A 20,656-nucleotide genomic window follows, 5' to 3' on the forward strand; every position below is an offset into this window, starting at 1 on the left:
GTACCGGGGATGATTGCTGGCGGATTACTTGTAGTCTTTTGGTTCGTTGGCCCACCGTTATATGCCGTTGGATATGGGCAGGTCGCAATCGGGGCGCTATTTTCACTTGACGGTTTTCTCACTCAAATTGCGATTGCAGAAATCGGGCTGTTATATGCACTTCTCACCCCAAGTCTGACGTTAGATCATCCTACAAAACGGTTAGTAGCTGCAGTAGCGGGAATGGGTGTGCTAATTGGTGGTATATTAGTCGGGATCTCTTGGCATATTGAGGAGGGAAATATCGGTATTGTTTTACTTGGTGTCCTCGGGATAATTGCATATAGTATGCACCGATACGAACGGGTTGCTGTCGGCGCAATTGGGGGCAGTCATGAGTAAACAAGAACAGGCGCCACCGAATACGGCAAACGACCGTTCAGACACGACCACAACGGAATCAGACGTTGAAAATCTCCGTGCTCAGCTCGATATTTTAGCGGAAGAGAACACTCAGCTTCGAACAGCTTATCGACGCTCCAAACAAGTGGAGTATCGTAACACAGCTTTAGGGCTCACTGGAATTAGTCTAATTTGTACTCTCGCTGCATTTGTGTTTCCAGAGTCACAAACGGTTCTTTTCGCACTTGCTGGTAGCGGAGGCTTTGGTGCCGTTCTCACGTATTATTTAACACCAGAACAGGTCGTTCCAGCATCGATTGGTGAGCGAGCGTATTCTGCATTTGCTAAAACTGGTGATGCAGTGAGTGCTGAACTCGGTCTCCAAGACACGACTATTTACATTCCCGAAGTAGGAACGCCAACACAAACATCTACATCTGTACGCCTATTCCGGCCACAACATGCTCGATACAAACTCCCAAGTACGGATGCACTCACGTCTGTCTTTGTAGTAACAGACACTGAAGCAGAATATGGGATATCGCTGTATCCCTCTGGTGCCATGTTGTTGGATGAATTCAAGAAGATGACAGGGGATATTTCCTCTGAGAGAGACGAGCTTGCAGCCCAACTCGCTGAAACCCTTTCTCAAGGATTTGAATTAGTAGAGGACGCTACTGTTGAAGAGGTAGAAGCTAATCAGCAAATTACGTTCAGTATCACAGGTAGCGCCTATGGATCAATTACTCGGTTTGATCATCCTGTGTCATCATTTCTGGGATCAGGGCTTGCAACCCATTTGCAATTGCCGGTGACGGTCGAAACGGTTGAGGTCAACGTGGAGAAGGGTGAGTACTTAATTACATGTTCTTGGGATGAAAAGATCGATGAGACTCAGTGAACTAACCACCCTGTGCTCCGCGCGATGAGGACGTAGCTATTTGCTTCCGAAAGACGCGTTACAGATACTGGTCGATCGTTGAGGATGGGGGCTTAGCGTTGTATTTCAGGTGATTCAGCAGTTGCTTCTTGTGTTTCAAACTCTGTCTTCGAGTCGCTCCCGGGAGGCGTAACTGAACTCAATATCTCTTCGATAATGGAATCGGGTGTTTGTTCGCTCAATTCTGATTCAGAGTTGAGAACTATGCGATGTCGGAGGACAGGCATTGCTAGTTGCTTTATATCGTCTGGGATGACGTAATCACGCTCATGGAGCGCTGCACGGGCTTTTGACGTTTTCAGCAACGCAATAGTGGCTCGTGGCGACCCTCCATACTCAATAGCACTGTGTGTCCTGGTTGCAGCGATCAAGTCCCGAAGATAGTGTCTTGCTTTTTCAGCAATGTGAACCTGCTCCACGGCTGTTCGTGCGGCAGTCAGTTCTTCTAATGTGATTGCTTGTGATATTTGTGCTGGGTTGAGATTTGGTTGAGAATCAAATCGATCGATCAACGCAAGTTCCGTATCTTCATCAGGCAACTCTACCGTTAGTTTGAGTTGAAAGCGGTCTCGTTGTGCTTCTGGAAGTTGGTATGTTCCCTCCATTTCAATTGGATTTTGTGTTGCAACAACCATGAACGGAGTCGGCAAGGGTAACGTCTCCCCCTCGATAGTAACATTCCGTTCTTCCATTGCTTCTAAGAGTGCACTTTGTGTCTTTGGTGTTGCTCGGTTGATCTCATCAGCAATAACAAGATTCGAGAATATCGGTCCTTTTTGTAATTCGAATTTACCCGTTGGTTCTCGATAAATGTGTGTCCCCGTGATATCAGCAGGGAGTAAATCCGGAGTCATTTGTATACGGGTTGATTCAATACCCGCTGCGCGAGCGAATAGATTTGCAATTGTCGTTTTTGCAACGCCAGGAACACCTTCTAACAAGACATGCCCTTGTGTGAGAAGTGAAATGGAGAGACCCTCAACAATGTCTTCATTGCCCAAAAGAACAGTATCGACTTCATTGATGATTTGATCATGGATCGCAGCGGGCGAAGTCATTGGTATCGTTTTGGAACCAGATATCTTAAATCAATTGAAAGCGAGACAATGATTTGATCTTCCCCTATTCCTAACTAGGGAAGAATTCCGTCATTGGATTTCAGGCCATCCGATACGATCCTCAGAACAGAAACTGCTGCGTTTTGTCCTTGCATAGTACGGGGAGCATACTAGTCGGAGCACAGACAATAAAGAATTAGTGATGGACGATCTAATCACAGTACAATGTCTGAATCACGAGATAATTTGTTACAAAATTTAAATGAGAAGCTAGCAGTCGAAAGTACGCCGCCAGAAAATCGGGAAATAATCGGGACGTTATGTAGCACAATTCAGACCCTTGGAAAAGAAATTGATATGCTAGAAGAACAATTAACTGAAGTTCAGGAGCGATTAGAGGAGGTTGAAGATACAAACCAAGAACAAGAAAAGCGGGCATGGTATTCAGAGCGATAGTCACTCCCATTTACCTGTGATAAGGGACAAGTGCCCCTAAGTGAAAGTTTGATAGGTTTGTCACACCAACCCATACAAAAGCTAAATAGTTTTTAAATAATATTGCTATTTACTTTGTTTATTGGGCAATATATCGCGCCCATTCCGTAGACCAGGAAACCCATCACGAAACCAGTAGTAAATGGCCAATACGACTAGGAAGAGCTGAAAGACAAAGAACCAAGTGAACTCCATATTCGTGAAGTGCGCAGTAAAACTTGGCGCCGTTTTATACGGCGGCGTGGAAAGAAACGGCCACAAAAGAAAATTTGCATAGGCAGTATCCCCTTGAAGTAGTGGGAGTGCTATATCTGCAATCAAGTGCGAAAGGTATCCAATAGCAAAAGCCACCCAAATATCACGACGGGTACCTCTATAAGAGAAATAATAGAGACATCCGAGGATGACAGAGGCGGAAAGAAGGGAATGAGTAAGTGATCTACCTGTTGGAAGAATCCCAACGTTCCAGGCAAGTGGTTTATCAATGAGATCTGGAAATTGGGTCCCAAGAGCAAGCGCAAGAACGGTAATGTCTGTCGGTGGATTTCGCGAACGGGCTGCACAATAACCTGAATATAGTAGATAGCCTGTTGCTAGATGTCCCCACGGCCACATAGTAAGTGTAACGCAATCCGCTTTGTTAGTCTCTTCGCACTTCGTTTGAAAAATCGGTACTTTAGTAAGCCCACTCCTACTATTTCAATTAAATGCCGACGCAACAGAGTCGTCAGTTTATCCATTATCAACTCACGTGGATGCTGGGGGCGCTCGTTATTCTATCACTTCTCAAGGCACTCACGCTCGAGCTTTTTTTCGTTATTTCCCTTATTGGATTGCTCATCATGATAGAATTGACTGCACCAATCTATGTGGCACCACAATGGCGACACCGTCTCAAATGGTTAATTGGCATTGGTTTGTTGGTTTTCACGTATATCGTCATCCAGAGAATACTCGCGATACTCCCTCCGGGGGTCATCTAAAAGATGAAGTCGCCACGAAACTGGGATAAGCCACAATTAGTATTTGCTGTCTTCACGGGTATTGCCCTGATTACACTAATTACAGCTGCAAGTACATCGGCTGCATCGTTTGGTATCTATAACTCTGCCTGGGATGGGAGTTCAAAACTAAGTGCTGAAGCAAAAGCGACCGGTGCGACTGTAACGGTTGCACGAGATGTAGAAGAGTATAATTCAGTCCCATCAAGGGAAACAATCGCGTTTATTCTGTCACCCGACTCGTCATATAGTCCTTCGGAACGCCAAAATCTCCGACGATTCGTTCAAAATGGTGGCACACTTGTTATTGCGGAGGACTTTGGTACTCACTCAAATGCAATTGTGCAGGCAATAGGCGCTGATGCACGTTTCGATGGACATCTCATTCGTGATGATCGATATAACTATCAGTCACCGGCAATGCCTCTCGCCAATAATATTGAAAATGGCACATATACGGAAAATGTTTCAGCACTCACACTGAACCATGGAACGGCAATCAGAACACAGAATGGAAGCGGGATTGTACAATCATCGGGATACGCATATCTCGACACAATCCCAAACTCAAAGCTTGATAGTAGTGAGACCATCAAAAACCATACAGTTGTTGCGACGCAGTCAGTCGGACAAGGGCAAGTTATCTTAGTGGGTGATCCCAGTATATTCATTAATTCAATGATTAAACAATCAGGAAATAGGGTATTTGTTCAAAACTTAGTCAGTAATCATGAGAACGTACTTTTAGATACATCGCATACGTCACAACTCCCACCTCTCATGGGAGCGATTCTATTTGTTCGTGGTTCTGCAGCAGCACAGATTCTTCTCGGGGGAAGTGGTATTTTTGGACTTATCGTTTTGGGATTTCATGCACAGCGGGTGAAATCACTACTACCCAATTGGAACGATCAAAAACACCGGAAATCACATGAAATGGACACCAGAGCGATGGGCTCATATCTGCAACAAAAGTATCCAGAATGGGATCAAGAACGAACTGAGCGTGTAGTCACATCGCTTCAGAATCACTATCAAAACGATTGAACGAGAGCTGGAGTGACCACCTCCCCACTGTTCACGGCGGAATTCGCTGGCCAAAACAGATTACCAACCCGAATACCTTGGGTTTATTTTGTTCCTCTTTTTAGTATCGTCTATGTCAAACCTTTTCGTTCAGAACATTATTGGGATGGATGTTTCAAGTACTAATGGAATAGCAATTGGATCAATATCTAGTATTACGATGAATTTCAAAACTGGTCAGCTATCAAATTTAGTCATTGAACCAAATAGAGATTCAAAAACCATTGAGCAACTGCCAATTGATGAAAGTGGCCACATTCAAATTCCAATTACTAAGGTAAAGGCCGTTAATGATCATTTGATAGTAAATGTAGACACGATCATAAAAAATTGATTGAGGAGGCTGCTATCGGTGGGACAATAACAACATTCTCACAGACAGTACATATTCGTTGGCGGAAGTGTTCACATTCTCATGTTCACAGTGCAATTATCACTACCGTATCTTATTGCCTTACCTACAGCAGTGTAGAAAGGTACTCCCCACATCTGCGTATGTTGGTGGTAGAGAGACAATGGCCACGACTGGAGGATACAATTCAGTGAATTATTTTCCCAAATACGAAGATAATTAGGGAGGAAACTTAGTATGACCCAGCACGAATACACCACAATGGTAGAGAACGTATTAGAGGCAAAATCGATTCGGGTTGTTCGCGGTGAGCAAGAAATCATTTCTGACGCATCACTTTCGATTCCAGCAGATACACAGCTTTTAGTGCAAGGACCGAGTGGTGCTGGCAAGACCACGCTATTTAATATTCTCGGGCTTCTCGACGTTCCAACAAGTGGAACCATACGAATCGCAGGTGAAGATACAGCATCACTCTCGGAGCGAAAACGAGCACTGCTGCGTCGAGAAACGATTGGATTCATCTTTCAAGACTTTCAGCTCATCAGCGATCTAACTGCATGGGAAAATGCAGCACTTCCTCAAGATCATACTGGAGAACGTGATGAAGAGTGGCTTCAAACGTTATTTACAAAACTTGAAATTGACGATCGCGCTAATCAATATCCTGCGACGCTTAGCGGCGGTGAGAAGCAACGTGTGGCTATCGCCCGGGCACTAGCCAATCGGCCAAATATCATACTGGCCGATGAACCGACGGGACAACTCGACCCAACTACAACTACACAAGTACTCGATCTATTATTTCGATTACAAGATGTCACAGGTTCATCATTAGTGGTCATCAGTCATGATATGCAGCTGCAACCGCGGTTTGATACTGTTGCTCGACTGGAGAATGGTAGCATTCACAAACTTGAAACAAAGGCAGAGAACGACAAGGAGACTTCATCTATCGAGGTACGGTGACATCCCTATCCGTCCTAAATATTGCCCCGGTGAAATACAGAAAACACGAAAGAATCAATTTAGCGTTGAATAAGATGTCGTTAACCAGACAATGGTGAGATAGCAGCTAATATGAGAAAAATGGTAATAAGCGAGCGTTTGCCTTCTGGTGGTAGTTCTACAATGCAGTATGCGTCAACAATGTGTATAAAAATGTAAGAATAGAAAAATAGAAATATGAGTCCAAATATACCAAGACAGTCGCTCGACGCCACACCACGTCTCAGAACAAATAGTCGTTGATTTTTGATCCAAGTTGCCCTGATAACCTTCCATCATCAACATATTGAGTTGCAATGAGAACACTTCCAATCCCGAGAACTATCCCTGCAACCACGTCTGTACCCCAGTGAATTCCGAGGTACATTGTTGCGATGACGATGCTTGTTGCTATTGGCATTGCAACCAATGCCCACCCTGGGTATGCCTTGCGTGTTCGATATGCGAGCATGGCAGTACTGACTGACAGTGACGTATGTAAGGAAGGAAAAACATTTGTATTTGCGTTAACCTCCCCAGTAAGAATCTGTGATTGAGGATATGTTGAGTAAAGTAGTGGCTCTACGATATCTGGAATGAGGTTTCGCGGTCCGTATGAAATAAAGATAATATAGCAAACTAGTCCAATACCATAATTCACTGTATATGCAATTGCAATCTCTTTTAGCGGTCTATCCTCTGGGAGAGCAAAATAAGCGATGAATGGGAATACGAGTAAAAACACATAACCATAAATATACATAAATGAAAAATATGCCGTTAGTTCTGGAGTCGCGATTGATTGGAGTTTTCCTACGAAGTCGCCTTCGATTGCATGAATTAACCCTGTAATATTCCAATCGATGAGCCATGAGATTTCAGGGCCATATTCACGAGCCACTTTGTTTATTGCGAGGACGCCAATTAATAGACTGAAATAAGGATATACCGCCTTAAGACGCTCTCGAAACTGGGTTCGAGCCTGTTGAAGGCCTGATACGCCGATAAATAATACCATCGCAAAACCGAGCAGTATTACCTCACCAATGAGCAATCGTCCTGCAATATCGGCTAAACTCATATTGTTACCTACCGTCGTTTTGTGGTTCGGTATTCATCGCTATCTGTTTCATTTTCAGCACTCCCGGTCCAATATTTGAATACTACAATTCAGTTTGAGAGCGGCTTGATCTGACATCGAGTGGTTTTGGAGTGGTTCCATATTTAATTACCGCTGGAGAATTTCGCCATCATTTGAATACTTGAATCCAGCATTGGTGAATAAGGTTCTTGCTTTGTCTCTGTCGAGATTCCCATTCGTTCCAGGGAAGGGAAGTTTCGGATCATCCCCTTCCCAGCGAAGGTCTTCAACAAGTGAGTCGTGTCGAGCTAACGGACTGGCTGCCGGTTTTGCATAGCCACCAAATACATCGTCCACGAGAAATTCCTTATCGAGTAATTGGGCTACTGCTCGACGGAATCGGACATTGCTAAAGGGCCGTTTTCGAGCATTGTAACCCACGTGGTACATCGCTGTTGACTCATCAATTTTCAATTGTACGCTTTCTGCGCGTCCAATGTCACGTACATCACCTACCGAGACGCTTGTTGCCGTTCCGTCTGCCTCATCGTTCAGTACAAGGGATGTTGCTGCTGCTCCTGAAGGGACAACAATGAATCGTAAACGTTTGTAGTCTGGTTTGCCTGCGTATCGTTTGATATGATTTGGTTCCGATCTTGGACCATTGGAATCAAATTGTATGTTTTGGGCAGTGTCTACGTGATGGAGAAAATGCTCTTCGAACTGTTCTAAAGTTAATGACTCTTTCTTTTTCGCATTCGAAAACTGAAATGGGCCACTTCCAACTGGGTGCAAGTTATTCCAGACGAGTGCTTTCGTCGCAGTAGAATCGGTTTGAAATACGATCTCAGCCTGTTTTCGTTTTGGCCACCAAATATGCTTTGGTAAAACTGGAACTGCAAGCGACTTCATAGCGACTTCTCGACTGGCCGTTCCAAACCGAATACGAACTGTCTGGTCGTCTACGGTACTCGTCGACTCAACAAGCGTGGCGGCGTCGCGAAATCGCGGCGATGGGACAGGGCTTTTGAGTTCGCTCAATGCTGTGTCATTGAGGAACCGATATGTAAACGCTACGTCGTTTGAAGTGAGTGAATTTCCATCATGCCACTCAAGATCGTCTCGTAACCGAACATCCCCAATGAGATTCTCGTTTGACGATTTCCATTCCCAGGACTGGGCAAGCCATGGACGAACCTTTCCGTCGATCCACTGCCCTAGTCGATCATATAGTAGATCCACTATTGTCCCATCTCCTCGGAACTCCGCGGAGAGAGGATTCAGATTTTCCGTTGGACGAGAATCTTGTAGCGTCATTCGGAGCGTATTTTTACCATTTTGTGTCTGTACCGAAAGATACCCAAGGGGAGAATGAAGTTGCTCAACTTCTCCCCATTTGGCAAATGTGTCCTTCCGGGCTGCTCGAATCTCGTCGGGGAATGCGACGACTGAAAATGGTTGATTGCGTGCGATTGCGTGTTGAAGTTCTCCAAGTGTTTTCAATCGCTTGCGGTTCTGTTGGCGTCGTTGGGCATTTAGTAACCGGTCGACGTTGAGATTTGCATAGCCGAATGGATTTTGCCATCCTACTTCGGTGTCGAATTGAGAATGTAGTAATGTTCTAAGTGCATCTGGTTCCTCGATACCAGGATGGCAAGCAACGTAGCAATCAAACGATTGCTCCAAGAGAATTTCGCGAAGTAACTCAACACGTTCCATTGGCTCAATTTGCACTGCAATACCAACTTCGTTCAAACGTTTCGCAAGAAACCTAGCGATACGAATCGCCTGTGGGTCTGCATCCGCTGGCAACGTTTTAATTGAAAATGTGATTTGTTTTGATTGGTCACGGCTAACCAAGGACTTAGCTTTATTTACACAACCACTACCCAATGTTATGCCAACGGCAGCAAGTAATTCTCTTCGTCCCGTTTTAGATCCCGTTTCTGATTCGGTGGAGGGCTTGGAATTCTGCTTCGGTAACATACTGATATGCTGGATTCATCACGCCAGCAACGATGATCTCAAGGTGCCTTTGATGCGCAAGTGTGATTTCACGCTAATCGTTTCAGAGTTGTTGCTACCTATCGTGAGACCTGGCTAATGTTTTATTATATGGACGCTAATGCCACTCTCTATTCCTATTGAGAATGGTCTTTGAAAACTGTTACCATGGTAACGTTGCTGCCAAAATATTAAGTATATTGTGGGGTATCTTCTGATATATGTATCGGCAATTATCGTATCGCGACTGTTGTGTCGCGTTAGGACATTATTATATGGTTCATAGATTGTTCAAACAGTGTCTGAATGGCTTAACGACGCGATAATAAAAAGTACGCAGGTATATCCTATAATGAAGATGGCCGTCCGGAAACTAATCCGCCTTGTCTTTGCCTCCCTTATCGTCATTTCAATACTTGCTTTGGCGAACGGAGCTGCAAGTTCATCAGTTGGACACACCGATGAGCAAATTCGCCAAGCAAATATCTCGACTGGTGATCGTGAGCAAGTAGCCCCGTCATCAACTAATATCACAGTGATTGCAACGGACTCTAACACGTGGACGGGTAAGGCAGGCGACGGCCCTCGCGCTCGGGCAGAACTAGTTGCGTTCAATCCAAATGGAACTGTCCTCTATTACAATGATTCACACACGCGTTACTGGGATGTTGACCCAGTAAATGGTACTAAGAGTACTGTTGAGTATCTCTATGCAGACCATCTCAACAAATCGGAGTGTGGTTCTGAAGTGTGTACACGCAATGGAATTGAGCGGGTAAACCTCACGACTGGCAACACAACAGAAATCTACAGTCGTATCACCCCTGGAAAGCACTCTACACGCTGGCATGATGGTGACCGAATTAATGAATCGAGATACGCCATTGCTGACATCGCTCAGGATCGTGTTTTCGTTGTTAACACGACAACTGGACTTTTAGAATGGTCCTGGGATGCCCAGAACAACTTTGACCCAACGAAGCACGGTGGACCGTTTCCTGAAGACTGGACGCATATCAATGATGTTGAAGTCCTCGAAAATGGTCGGTTGATGGTTAGCATCAGGAACCACGACCAAGTCGCATTTCTTGATCGCGAAACGGGTCTGCTTGAGAATTGGACCCTTGGAACAGACGATGCACACGACGTCATCTATGAGCAGCATAATCCGGATTTCATCCCGACTTCGCAAGGAGGTCCTGCGGTTCTCATTGGGGATTCCGAGAATAATCGCGTTATTGAATATCAGCGCGAAAACGGTGAATGGAATCAGACTTGGTCGTGGCAAGACTCCCGAATGCAATGGCCTCGTGATGCGGACCGGTTGCCGAGCGGTAATACGTTAATCACTGATTCGAATGGCAACCGTGTCTTTGAGGTCAATCAACAGGGAGAAGTCGTTTGGTCACTTGACATTGCGTTTCCGTACGAAGCGGAACGTCTCGAGACAGGTGACGAGAGCACAAATGGCAAGAGTGCAAAAGAACTCGGCCTTGATTCGGCAATTAAACAAAAGACTAGTGAAGGCAAGGCTAATACCCAAAATGGCCAGAAAGACCGTATAGCTGGAACAATTTGGGTACAGATTAAAGAACTCGTCCCCGGTCGATATATGAATGCCTTCATGTACGTGCTTCCAGCATGGATGGGACCAACCGAGGTGTTTGCCCTCCTCACTTTCGGCCTGATATCGATTGTATGGGCTGTTACTGAGTGGCGTTGGTCATCACGGTCGCTCTCCATCCCGTGGACGATAAATATCGATCGGAAAGGATGATCATGTTCGAACAAACCTCCATGATAGGTGATATCTGATGTCACACGGTATCAACGAACGACAAAGTTGGACTATCACATCGAAGCTTGCAGAGCTCGCTAGTGACAAACGTGCGTGGCTTGGTGTGGCGATAGGAACAGGAATACTTGTTCATATCGTTTATCTCATAACCCATCCATATCCTGCCTACGGGGCTGGTTTGTACCTTCAAATCGCAGAGGAAATTAGCACACATGGATATGATTTGCCAGAACGGATTCCTCTCTATACGAAGGACGGAATTCCATTCGCCTATCCACCATTGATGTATTACGTTTCGGCGGTAGTGATGGATATAACAGGGGTTGATCCAATCACGCTAAGCCGACTGTTACCCGGTTTCGTGACGGTTCTGTATCTCATTCCTTTCTACTATCTTGCACGTGAAATATTGGACTCGACTCCACGAGCTGGATTTGCGACGTTCGTGCTAGCTGTAACACCCCCTGCTCTTCAATGGCATCTGTCAGCTGGGGGTGTTGTACGTGCTCCGGCGTTCTTGTTTGCCCTGACTGGAATATACACTGGTCTAAAACTGTTCAAAACCGACGATCGAAAATGGATTATTCCTTCGGCGGTCCTGTTCGGAATGACAATTCTCACTCATCCAGTGTACACTGTCTTTTTCGGGACGACGTACCTCGTGATGTTTGTCTATTTCAATCGCACTCCTCGAGGTCTCATTTACGGTGCAATTGTCGCTGGAAGTGGTATCCTTCTGGCATCCCCCTGGTGGCTTCAGATTGTTGCTACCCATGGTGTTGGAATTTTCAGTGCAGCCTCTGGAACACACACCGGGCTTGGTGGTGGTCTCGGTCGACTGCTTAGTCAATTTGTATATCCTTTTGAGCCAAACCTTCCTGTCATCTTTTTCCTTGGATCATTCACCGGGATGGTGTACCTTTTGAAACAGCGTCGTATCTTCCTCCCGTTGTGGCTAGTCACAGCTGCATTCGTACTGGGGAAAGTTCGATTCCAATTCCCAGCCGGGGCAATGATGATTTCAATTCTCGTCTTCGAACTCATCGTGCCACGCATTCGATCTGTAGTGTCGAAATCGCGCTACTCGCGATCAGCACCACTGGTCGTCGTCCTAGTAATTGTGTTGTTGATTTCGAGTGTTGGTATCTCATTTGCTGCTAGCGGACTCAACTCTCATCATGATAGTACCACGCAACCTGCATTTATGGACGACAATGACATGGCTGCAATGGAGTGGATTGATGAAAACACCGCTTCAGATTCTGATTTCGTTGTTCTCGGGGATGCCGCAGAGTGGTTCCCACTCCTGACTGATCGGGCCATTCTCGTCGGTCCGTGGGGCGTTGAATGGGAAGGCCACAAAAACTATCGCCACCATCTCGGCTTGTATAAGCGGATGTCACGGTGTCCTGGGAAAGCTTGTCTCACAAAGAAGTTGATCTCGAACGATGTGAATCCGGATTACATCTACATTCCAAAGGGTCACTACACGGTCCGAGGTATCGATGAATATCAGAAACCTTGGATGCGAGGCCATCTTGTGGACTCTGATCGTTACAAATTGGTTTATGAAAATGAGGGTGCAATGGTGTTCCGGATTGAAGAACCGATGGAGCCGGTTGAAATCCCGGAGAACGGCCCACAACCAGTCTGAAGATCAGACAAGAGCGAACCAATCAATAAACTGGTGATAGTGATCTTCGTTATCAACTTCACCTCCTATCTTCTTGGCCCCCATCAAACCGTGCGTGTGTGGTTTTCACACAAAAGGAACTCTTTTCCCCACTCCGGATGACGTACGACCAATGTTTGGTACAAGCGGAATCCGTGGACCAGTCGGTGAAGTCGTCACGGGCGACCTCGCACTGTCAGTTGGTCGTGCTCTTGCCACAACGGGTGCAGAGCGGGTTGTCATTGGACGCGACCCTCGTGATAGCGGTCGATTCCTTGCAGATGCCCTTTCGGCCGGACTACGAGAGTGTGGATCTGACGTAATAAACATTGGTCTTGCTGCCACACCAACTGTCGCACGAAGTGTTAAATGGAAGAATGCTGACGCTGGTGTTTCTATTACCGCATCACATAACCCCTCGACTGACAACGGTATTAAACTCTGGAACCCGTCTGGACAAGCATTCGATGCAGAGCAGCGTTCGGAAATAACACGCCGAATTGAAGAAGAAGACTTTGATTTGAGTGCCTGGGACGAAACCGGCGAAGAAAAACGCTGGAATGGTGCGAATGATCAACACGTCAAAACACTCGCTGAGACGGTTGATGTCGATAGCCTCTCTGTTGTTGTAGACGTAGGCAATGGTGCAGGGGGTGTCACTGCAGATGCGCTTTATGAACTCGGTTGTGATGTAGAGACATTGAACGCTCAGCCTGACGGCCGGTTTCCTGCACGACCAAGTGAGCCAACAGCAGAAAATTGTCAATCACTGTGCGACCATGTAGACGCAACTGACGCAGATCTTGGAATCGCTCATGATGGTGATGCAGATCGTATGATGGCCGTAAACGAAAACGGAGAATTCGTCTCTGGCGATGTTCTTCTTACTTTGTTTGCTCGTCAGCGTGCAGGTGAGGGTGAGACGATTGCAACACCCGTGGATACAAGTCTGATTGTCGAGGATGTCCTTGCTGAGCAAGGTGGAGATGTGGTTCGAACACAAGTCGGTGATGTATACGTTGCTGAACGCGCTACTGAATCAGGCGTTGTTTTCGGGGGAGAACAATCTGGTGCATGGATTTGGCCAGACCAAACACTTTGTCCTGATGGACCACTTGCAGCGTGCCGGCTAGCAGAACTCATCGCAAAAGAAGGACCACTGTCGGAACTTGCCGCTGGCGTAGGTGAATATCCTATCCGCCGCAAAAACATCGAAGTTGAAGACAAAGAAGAGTTGATGGCTGCACTCTCTACATCAGTGACTGACCGCTACGACGACACCACTACGATTGACGGTGTACGTGTTTCACTTCCCGAAGGATGGTTCCTCATTCGGGCCAGTGGAACTGAACCGTTAATTCGAATTGCGGCTGAGGCTCGAGACCCAGATGCTGCTGACGAAGTATTTACAATGGCAGATACGTTTGTCACCGACCATTTGAACTGAGGTAGTAACAGCTCATTGGCTTATGATTTTTAGTATGAAACAATAGATCATATACTAATACCTGCGAGCGTGTTTAAAGTGTGGAGTAAGGAATGGATGACAGTTGGTCTCCGTCGGCGTCTGCCACGGCGACGACGGGACAGTTGTTCATACGGTGTTCTACTAGTAATAATTTTTGGCTCTATCGAACTGGATTATTCAAATGTCGTTAACGTCATTATAGCTAACCTGCTCTGTTGATCGGCACGAGTGGATGATAATAGAAATTGAGCACGAATTTAGCCCCCCGATAATAATACTTATTCTGCTCGTCTAACCGACGATGACCAGTCTTGATTGGAGTAGCCGATATCTTGGTCTTGCAATCATGAGCACTACCGGAACGCTTGTTGCATGGTTTATCAGTAGCATTCACATCATTTCTATTGCATACCTAACAATAATCGGATTTGCAACACTCGCATTGTTTCATGCACGTCATCTCGAGAAATCACCGCTCCATTAGAAACGAACCCATTAGCCTCCTGGATTTTATACCAGGTGAAATAACGATACTATTCGACTGTTACGCTTTTCGCCAAGTTTCGTGGCTTGTCTATCGGTCGACCAAGATTTTTAGCAGCATAGTAAGATACCAATTGGAGTTGTACATTCGCTAATAATCCTGACCACACCGGATGTGTGTTAGGAATTTCGAGGAAGGAGTCTGCTATATCTTTTGACGGGTGGTTTGGTGCTGCCACGGCAACAATAGGCGCACTGCGAGCTTGTGCTTCCTCTGCATTTTGTAACGTCTTTTTATCGTTCTCGCCGTTGAACAGAGCAAATATCGGTGTATCTGCTGTTACGAGTGCTAATGGCCCATGTTTTAGCTCACCAGAAGCAAACCCTTCAGCATGTTCGTAGGTGATTTCTTTGAACTTCAGTGCACCTTCTTTCGCGACGGAGTTATTCAACCCTCGTCCAATGAAGAAGTATGCCTGACTACCGGTGTACCGACTGGCAATACGCTTTGCTTCCGTGGTGTCAAGAACTTTTTCGACATTATTTGGAAGCTCTTCCAAACTTTGTAGAAGGTCAGCTTTGTCTTCTGGTGGTGTCCCCGTCTCAATATCCTCAGCAAGCCGGATCGCAAGCATAGAGAGTGTTACTGCTTGGGAAGAAAACGTCTTTGTCGCGGCCACTCCGATTTCAGGACCTGCTCGGATGAATAGTGCATCGTCAGCTTCGCGAGCTGCAGTTGATCCCATTACGTTCGTGACTGTAACGACACGGGCACCTTGCGATCTTGCCTGTCTGAGCGCTCCGAGTGTGTCTGCAGTTTCACCACTTTGTGTAACTGCAATTGCGAGTGTGTTCTCCGTTACTGGTCCTGGGTTAGAATCAACATACTCACTGGCACGGAAAGCTTGTGCTCTAATGTTTGCTCGGTTGAGCATCTGCTGACCGTACAATGCGGCATGATATGAGGTACCGCAGGCAATAAAGTGAACATCATCGATTCCGTCGAACGTACCTTCCGGGAAGTCTTCCAAAACGACTTCACCGTCTTGTACACGCCCCTCAATGGTGTTTGAAAGGGCGTTCGGTTGAGTATTGATCTCCTTGAGCATGTAGTGTTCGTATCCACCTTTGCTAGCATCTTCAGGGTCCCAATCGATGCGCTCAATGTCCCTGTTAATCAAATTCCCGTCAATATCCGTCATAGAAACGCCATTGGGCTCCAGAATGGCTATATCTCCATCCTCAAAGTAGACGACTCGATCAGTGTGATCGAGGAAGGCAGGGACATCACTTGCTAGATAATACTCATCGTTATCGAGCCCGAGAATGAGCGGTGATCCTTGCCGCGCAGCGTAAATGGCATGTACTCCATCAACCATTGCAGCGACTGCATAGCTCCCTTCGAGTTCCTGAATAGTCTTTCTGAAGGCGTCTTCGATAGTTGCCTCCGTTTCGAGGTTGTACTCAAAGAGATGTGGAATTACCTCCGTGTCAGTATCGCTTGTAAACTCATGACCTTTTGACTGAAGCCACTCTTTGAGTTCGGCGTAGTTCTCGATGATTCCGTTATGGACTACTGCCACATTGTCTGTTTCACTCGTGTGAGGATGGGCGTTTTCGTCAGTCGGTGGGCCGTGGGTACTCCAACGCGTATGACCGATTCCGACCTCGCCTTTTGGAACACTACCAACAATACTATCTTTCAGCTCCGAAATTTGCCCGGACCGCTTGTAGACTGAGATTCCAGATCCGTTTTGGACCGCAATACCCGCTGAGTCATACCCTCTATATTCCAGGTTTTCAAGACCCGTAACGAGCTTTGTGATTGCATCACCTTCGCCAATTCGAGCGATGATTCCACACATCTATACTCCTCCGCTATGAACTGTAGATTGCTCACACTGCACCTTCACGGCGCTTGGGCTCATAGTATTCTGAGCCGATCCGGAACGAGCACCTATACGTTCGTTATTAGTTGAGTAGTTCATGGGTGTGTCCTATTGGCCATGCCGTCCCCAGTTATTGGAACAACGGCTGGCTCTTACCCAAACATTTCACTCTAGCCCCATTACTATAGACTGATTAAGGGGGTGGCTTAGTAGGGCTATAATCCAAATGTATGGCTTTTCAGAACTGTCTCATCGTGGTCTTATGTATTACCAACGTAGAAAATTTGAGAAAAAACTATGGTCACGAATGGATTTTCACGAAACTCAATTATGACGGGTCTTTACTTGTCTTCATTCTCCGAATGCGCCATATTATTTGGCTCTTGTCCGTATATGATGACGATGTTCTTCCGACCAATATTTATCTTGCTAATCTTTTTCTGGTCTTCCATCTTCGAAAGTAACCGGCTAACTTTGGATTTGGACCATCCGGTTTCTTCAATGAACTGTCCTTGAGGAAGTCGACCACCGTTTTCTCGTAGGAGAGAGAGGACTCGGTCTGCATCTGTCACCACTTCATTCGATTTTTTCGTTCCCGACTGTTGAGTCTGTTTTTGGTTATTATCTCTGAATAAGTCTGAGAACCAATGCACGCCATTACGCTGAATAAGCACCGCACATCCGACAAGGAAACTCAACAATACAAGATATAATCCACCCGCGATGATAGGGCTATTAGGGTTTGTTCCAAAGTGGTATTCTAGCCCGTCGTCAAGTCCATCATCGTCCGTATCCTCGTTGAGTGGGTCTGTCCCAATTTCAATTTCCTTTGCATCGCTAACGCCGTCACCATCTGTATCTACTTTTGTTGGATCTGTGTTGTACTTGTGTTCATCCCCATCGTTGAGCCCATCTCCATCTGTGTCGGGTTCTAATGGGTCTGTTTGTGATTCTAATTCAGCTGCATCAGCTCTGCCATCTCCGTCTGTATCGTTTTTAGTTGGATCAGTCGCTGGCTCGAGATTAATCTCCTTGGCATCAGTTATTCCATCATCGTCGGTATCCGCAGCACTTGCATTTGTTCCGAGTTGCTCTTCTTGTCCATCGATTAATCCATCAGCATCTGTATCTGGTTCCGTTGGATCGGATCCTACCTGTATTTCCTGGGCGTCTCGAAGACTATCGTTATCTGTATCAGGGCTTTTCGGGTTGGTGTTATAATCCACGATCTCTGAGCGATCCTTTAGCCCATCTTTATCGGTGTCCTCGCTTGTGACATTAGTTCCTAATTTAATTTCTCGATTGTTAGGAACCTGGTCGTCATCTTCGTCTCCAGTTTTGACCATGACATAAACAGGAACGCTCTTTCTGGAAACTTTGGAGTCTCTATCTTTGACCGTAACGACTGCAGTCCGCTTTCCACTTATGTTATTTCCGAACTTGCTATAGCTGAAGTTGACCCGTTGAACAGTATTGGGTGTTAGAGATATATCTCGACACGTATTCGGATCCTTCGAGTTGTTACTCTGTTTCACATACTGTGTACAAACTTTGTGATTTCCTGAGCGATTTCCCGTGTAAATTGTCACACTCAGAATGTGCGGTTCTGATTGCCAGAGAAATGTGTTGTTCTCGTTAGTTTCAGCGACAGCTGCTCCCCCGTACGTGATGTTTTGAACGGTGAGTTGATTTCCCGTCGGTGATGATGCCACTGTCGTGGGTGTTACGGTGGCGAGCAGGAGTAAGAATACATATACTACTATTACAATTCTGTTTGTCATTTTTACTTTCGAGGTCCGACTGCTGATTCTCGAGAGCGAATCGTCCTGTATTTGGTATCTCTGTGGGGAGTATTTTTCTTTTGGGGTTCAATTTCTATTGTATATACCTTTTGGATTAATCCAGAACTTGTCAACTCATCCACGATCAATGGACGCTCTTTCCCGGCTAATTTCGGGCCCCAAGTCTGTATCGTGATTCGAGCATCGATCAATGTTAGTCAGAAGCTAAAGCCCTCTTCTCTACTACTTATTACCCCAATATCTACTAAGATGTGTCAAATATTTAGATAATACACCATGGTTTAGTCATCTACAAAACATAAGGTATGGGTTGGAAAGTATATGTGGTGCTTCATTGCAATTATGACTGTATGAAATATCCCTTTACACTGTAGTGGGTTCTAACTCACCGTTTAAGTTGTTCTGACAACCTGATTCCAGTGCATCTTCGTTTTTTAAATCGAAAGAGGTTTTCAAATCAATACTTCCTCACTTGGTCCTACAAATGAACCGGTCATCCCGCGCTTATTTCGAATTTACCTTTTTATGCCACCAAATAATTGGTGCGAATTTGACACCACGGCCGAGTTTGGGCATGTGTTTATCTGGCACGAAAACTCTCACTGAAAATCCGTCTTTTCGACACTGAGGAGCTTAGTCACTGTATAATAAAGCCCACAGGGTATCATGGGTTGGTTGAGGAAAGCGTCTGACCGGAAATTGAAGGCTATACACCTCCGAAATGCCTGCTACCGGTCGATTCAATGCCGTATACTTGGCGTTGAAGAGCGAACGACGGAGGATTATCATCCATGAACTCGACGATAGGAGACACCGAAAGACAGCCGGAGATTGCAGGAAGTGAAGAAAACGAGGTCATAGAGAGTCGAGACGCAACGATTTGTATTGTGGGTCTCGGTTACGTCGGCCTCCCATTGGCTGTCGGATTCGATCAAGAGGGGTACAACGTTGTCGGCTTTGACGTCGATGACAGAAAAGTCGAAACCCTCCAAAGTGGTATCGACACGACGGGCGATCTCGGAGACGAAGCCATTGTTGAGAGTAAGATCGCATATACGACCGACCCTGACGAAATTGCAAATGCGGACTACGTCATGATCGCGGTTCCTACACCCGTCGATCAAAACCAACAACCAAACCTCGACTTTGTCAAGAGCGCTGGGGAGACCGTGGGCAAATATATGTCTCCAGAAACAACGGTCATTCTCGAATCAACTGTTTATCCGGGTGCGACGCGTGAAGCGCTTATACCTGCACTTGAAGCTGCTTCTGGATTGACTTGCGGTGAAGACTTCTATGTTGGTTATTCACCTGAGCGTGCTACACCGGGCGATCCTGAGCACGGTCTACGCGACGTGGTCAAAGTTGTGGGTGGTATGAATGACGAGGTCCGCGACAATGTTGCAAACCTATACGAGACGGTTATCGACGCCGGTGTTCATAAGGCGGCGTCATTGGAGGTTGCAGAAGCGAGCAAAGTCGTTGAAAATATCCAGCGTGACCTGAATATTGCTCTGGTGAACGAGCTAGCGATGGCTTTCGACGGTATGGACATGGATATTGACACGCGTGACGTTCTCGAAGCGTCGGGAACAAAGTGGAACTTCCACGACTATCGTCCCGGCCTGGTCGGTGGTCACTGTATCCCTGTCGATCCTTACTTCTTCATTCACCGATCTAAGCAAGCTGGCTACGCACCCCATCTTATCGAGCAGAGTCGAATTGTGAATGAATCAATGCCAGCTCATGTTTCCGACATGATGATAAAAGAACTAAATCGAGCAGGAAAAACCTTGCGTGACAGTCGAGTCCTCATTCTCGGCCTCACCTACAAACCCGATGTTGCTGACATTCGGACCTCAAAAGTAGAAGGTATTATCCGTCAACTTCAGGAATACGATATTGAGACAGTTGGCTTCGATCCGTATGGCGATACTGGTTTGATGCGCGATCAATTCGGCATTCCTGTTCAAGAGGACGACGTCTGCTTCGATAATTTCGACGGTGTCATTCTTGCTACCCCCCACCGTGTCTTCTACGATCTTGATATCGTGGATATGGCAAGTAAAATGAATGATAATCCGGCATTTGTGGATGTGACCGGTGCGTTTGATCCTGAGAAGGTTTCTGAATCTGGCTTCTCGTATCGGAGGGTGTAA

17 protein-coding genes are annotated in these 20,656 nt (G+C 46.1%); 11 read left to right on the forward strand and 6 right to left on the reverse strand.

Features of this window, described 5'->3' with window-relative positions:
* Positions 1–9: 9 nt before the first annotated feature.
* Both OOF89_RS18335 and OOF89_RS18340 read left to right on the forward strand, forming a co-directional pair.
* Positions 10–381, forward strand: coding sequence for a hypothetical protein (locus tag OOF89_RS18335; protein WP_266081697.1), 372 nt, complete (start codon positions 10–12; stop codon positions 379–381).
* Positions 374–1,282 (forward strand): hypothetical protein, encoded by a 909-nt coding sequence (locus OOF89_RS18340; protein WP_266081698.1) that lies wholly within the window; start codon positions 374–376, stop codon positions 1,280–1,282. Before OOF89_RS18335 ends, OOF89_RS18340 begins: the two co-directional genes overlap by 8 nt.
* A gap of 92 nt (positions 1,283–1,374) precedes the next feature.
* On the opposite strand, the gene OOF89_RS18345 is transcribed toward OOF89_RS18340, so the two are convergent.
* The gene (locus OOF89_RS18345) at positions 1,375–2,379 is read right to left on the reverse strand and encodes an AAA family ATPase (protein WP_266081700.1); all 1,005 of its coding nucleotides are present in this window, start codon (positions 2,377–2,379) and stop codon (positions 1,375–1,377) included.
* A 225-nt stretch (positions 2,380–2,604) separates the two neighbouring features.
* Between OOF89_RS18345 and OOF89_RS18350 the strand changes: the two genes are divergently transcribed.
* The gene (locus OOF89_RS18350; RefSeq protein WP_266081702.1) at positions 2,605–2,835 is read left to right on the forward strand and encodes a hypothetical protein; all 231 of its coding nucleotides are present in this window, start codon (positions 2,605–2,607) and stop codon (positions 2,833–2,835) included.
* 105 nt (positions 2,836–2,940) lie between these two features.
* Here the strand turns inward: OOF89_RS18350 and OOF89_RS18355 are convergent, their stop codons facing one another.
* Positions 2,941–3,489 (reverse strand): metal-dependent hydrolase, encoded by a 549-nt coding sequence (locus OOF89_RS18355; RefSeq protein ID WP_266081703.1) that lies wholly within the window; start codon positions 3,487–3,489, stop codon positions 2,941–2,943.
* Between the two features lie 92 nt (positions 3,490–3,581).
* Between OOF89_RS18355 and OOF89_RS18360 the strand changes: the two genes are divergently transcribed.
* The 4 genes from OOF89_RS18360 (at position 3,582) to OOF89_RS18375 (ending at position 6,282) form a co-directional block, all read left to right on the forward strand.
* On the forward strand, positions 3,582–3,857 hold the full coding sequence (locus OOF89_RS18360; RefSeq protein WP_266081705.1) for a hypothetical protein: 276 nt from the start codon (positions 3,582–3,584) through the stop codon (positions 3,855–3,857).
* Positions 3,858–3,860: 3 nt separating this feature from the next.
* Positions 3,861–4,922 carry a DUF4350 domain-containing protein gene (locus OOF89_RS18365; RefSeq protein ID WP_266081707.1) on the forward strand — a complete coding sequence of 354 codons (1,062 nt, stop codon included), beginning with the start codon at positions 3,861–3,863 and terminating at the stop codon, positions 4,920–4,922.
* A gap of 112 nt (positions 4,923–5,034) precedes the next feature.
* A complete protein-coding gene (locus tag OOF89_RS18370) occupies positions 5,035–5,295 on the forward strand; it encodes a PRC-barrel domain-containing protein (protein ID WP_266081709.1) in 261 nt (86 codons plus the stop codon).
* Between the two features lie 279 nt (positions 5,296–5,574).
* Positions 5,575–6,282: an ABC transporter ATP-binding protein gene (locus tag OOF89_RS18375; protein WP_266081806.1), complete on the forward strand. Its 708-nt coding sequence runs from the start codon at positions 5,575–5,577 to the stop codon at positions 6,280–6,282.
* Between the two features lie 262 nt (positions 6,283–6,544).
* Here OOF89_RS18375 and OOF89_RS18380 read toward each other — a convergent pair whose 3' ends face one another.
* Together OOF89_RS18380 and OOF89_RS18385 are read right to left on the reverse strand one after the other, a co-directional pair.
* Complete coding sequence (locus OOF89_RS18380; protein WP_266081712.1) at positions 6,545–7,381, reverse strand: phosphatase PAP2 family protein; 837 nt, start codon at positions 7,379–7,381, stop codon at positions 6,545–6,547.
* Positions 7,382–7,528: 147 nt separating this feature from the next.
* The gene (locus tag OOF89_RS18385) at positions 7,529–9,367 is read right to left on the reverse strand and encodes an ABC transporter substrate-binding protein (RefSeq protein WP_266081714.1); all 1,839 of its coding nucleotides are present in this window, start codon (positions 9,365–9,367) and stop codon (positions 7,529–7,531) included.
* 370 nt (positions 9,368–9,737) lie between these two features.
* On the opposite strand from OOF89_RS18385, the gene OOF89_RS18390 reads away from it, so the two are divergent.
* The 3 genes from OOF89_RS18390 to glmM all read left to right on the forward strand — a co-directional run bounded on the left by OOF89_RS18390 (position 9,738) and on the right by glmM (position 14,302).
* Positions 9,738–11,162 carry an aryl-sulfate sulfotransferase gene (locus OOF89_RS18390; RefSeq protein ID WP_328517199.1) on the forward strand — a complete coding sequence of 475 codons (1,425 nt, stop codon included), beginning with the start codon at positions 9,738–9,740 and terminating at the stop codon, positions 11,160–11,162.
* Between the two features lie 37 nt (positions 11,163–11,199).
* Positions 11,200–12,837 (forward strand): ArnT family glycosyltransferase, encoded by a 1,638-nt coding sequence (locus tag OOF89_RS18395; RefSeq protein ID WP_266081716.1) that lies wholly within the window; start codon positions 11,200–11,202, stop codon positions 12,835–12,837.
* A 151-nt stretch (positions 12,838–12,988) separates the two neighbouring features.
* The gene (glmM, locus tag OOF89_RS18400) at positions 12,989–14,302 is read left to right on the forward strand and encodes a phosphoglucosamine mutase (RefSeq protein WP_266081718.1); all 1,314 of its coding nucleotides are present in this window, start codon (positions 12,989–12,991) and stop codon (positions 14,300–14,302) included.
* Positions 14,303–14,856: 554 nt separating this feature from the next.
* Here glmM and glmS read toward each other — a convergent pair.
* Both glmS and OOF89_RS18410 read right to left on the reverse strand, forming a co-directional pair.
* Positions 14,857–16,671 carry a glutamine--fructose-6-phosphate transaminase (isomerizing) gene (gene glmS / locus OOF89_RS18405; RefSeq protein WP_266081720.1) on the reverse strand — a complete coding sequence of 605 codons (1,815 nt, stop codon included), beginning with the start codon at positions 16,669–16,671 and terminating at the stop codon, positions 14,857–14,859.
* 365 nt (positions 16,672–17,036) lie between these two features.
* The gene (locus OOF89_RS18410; protein WP_266081722.1) at positions 17,037–18,041 is read right to left on the reverse strand and encodes a helix-turn-helix transcriptional regulator; all 1,005 of its coding nucleotides are present in this window, start codon (positions 18,039–18,041) and stop codon (positions 17,037–17,039) included.
* 1,247 nt (positions 18,042–19,288) lie between these two features.
* Here OOF89_RS18410 and OOF89_RS18415 point away from each other — a divergent pair.
* The gene (locus OOF89_RS18415) at positions 19,289–20,656 is read left to right on the forward strand and encodes a nucleotide sugar dehydrogenase (RefSeq protein WP_266081724.1); all 1,368 of its coding nucleotides are present in this window, start codon (positions 19,289–19,291) and stop codon (positions 20,654–20,656) included.

The sequence above is a fragment of the Haladaptatus caseinilyticus genome, from assembly GCF_026248685.1.
In the GTDB taxonomy this organism is placed as follows: domain Archaea; phylum Halobacteriota; class Halobacteria; order Halobacteriales; family Haladaptataceae; genus Haladaptatus; species Haladaptatus caseinilyticus.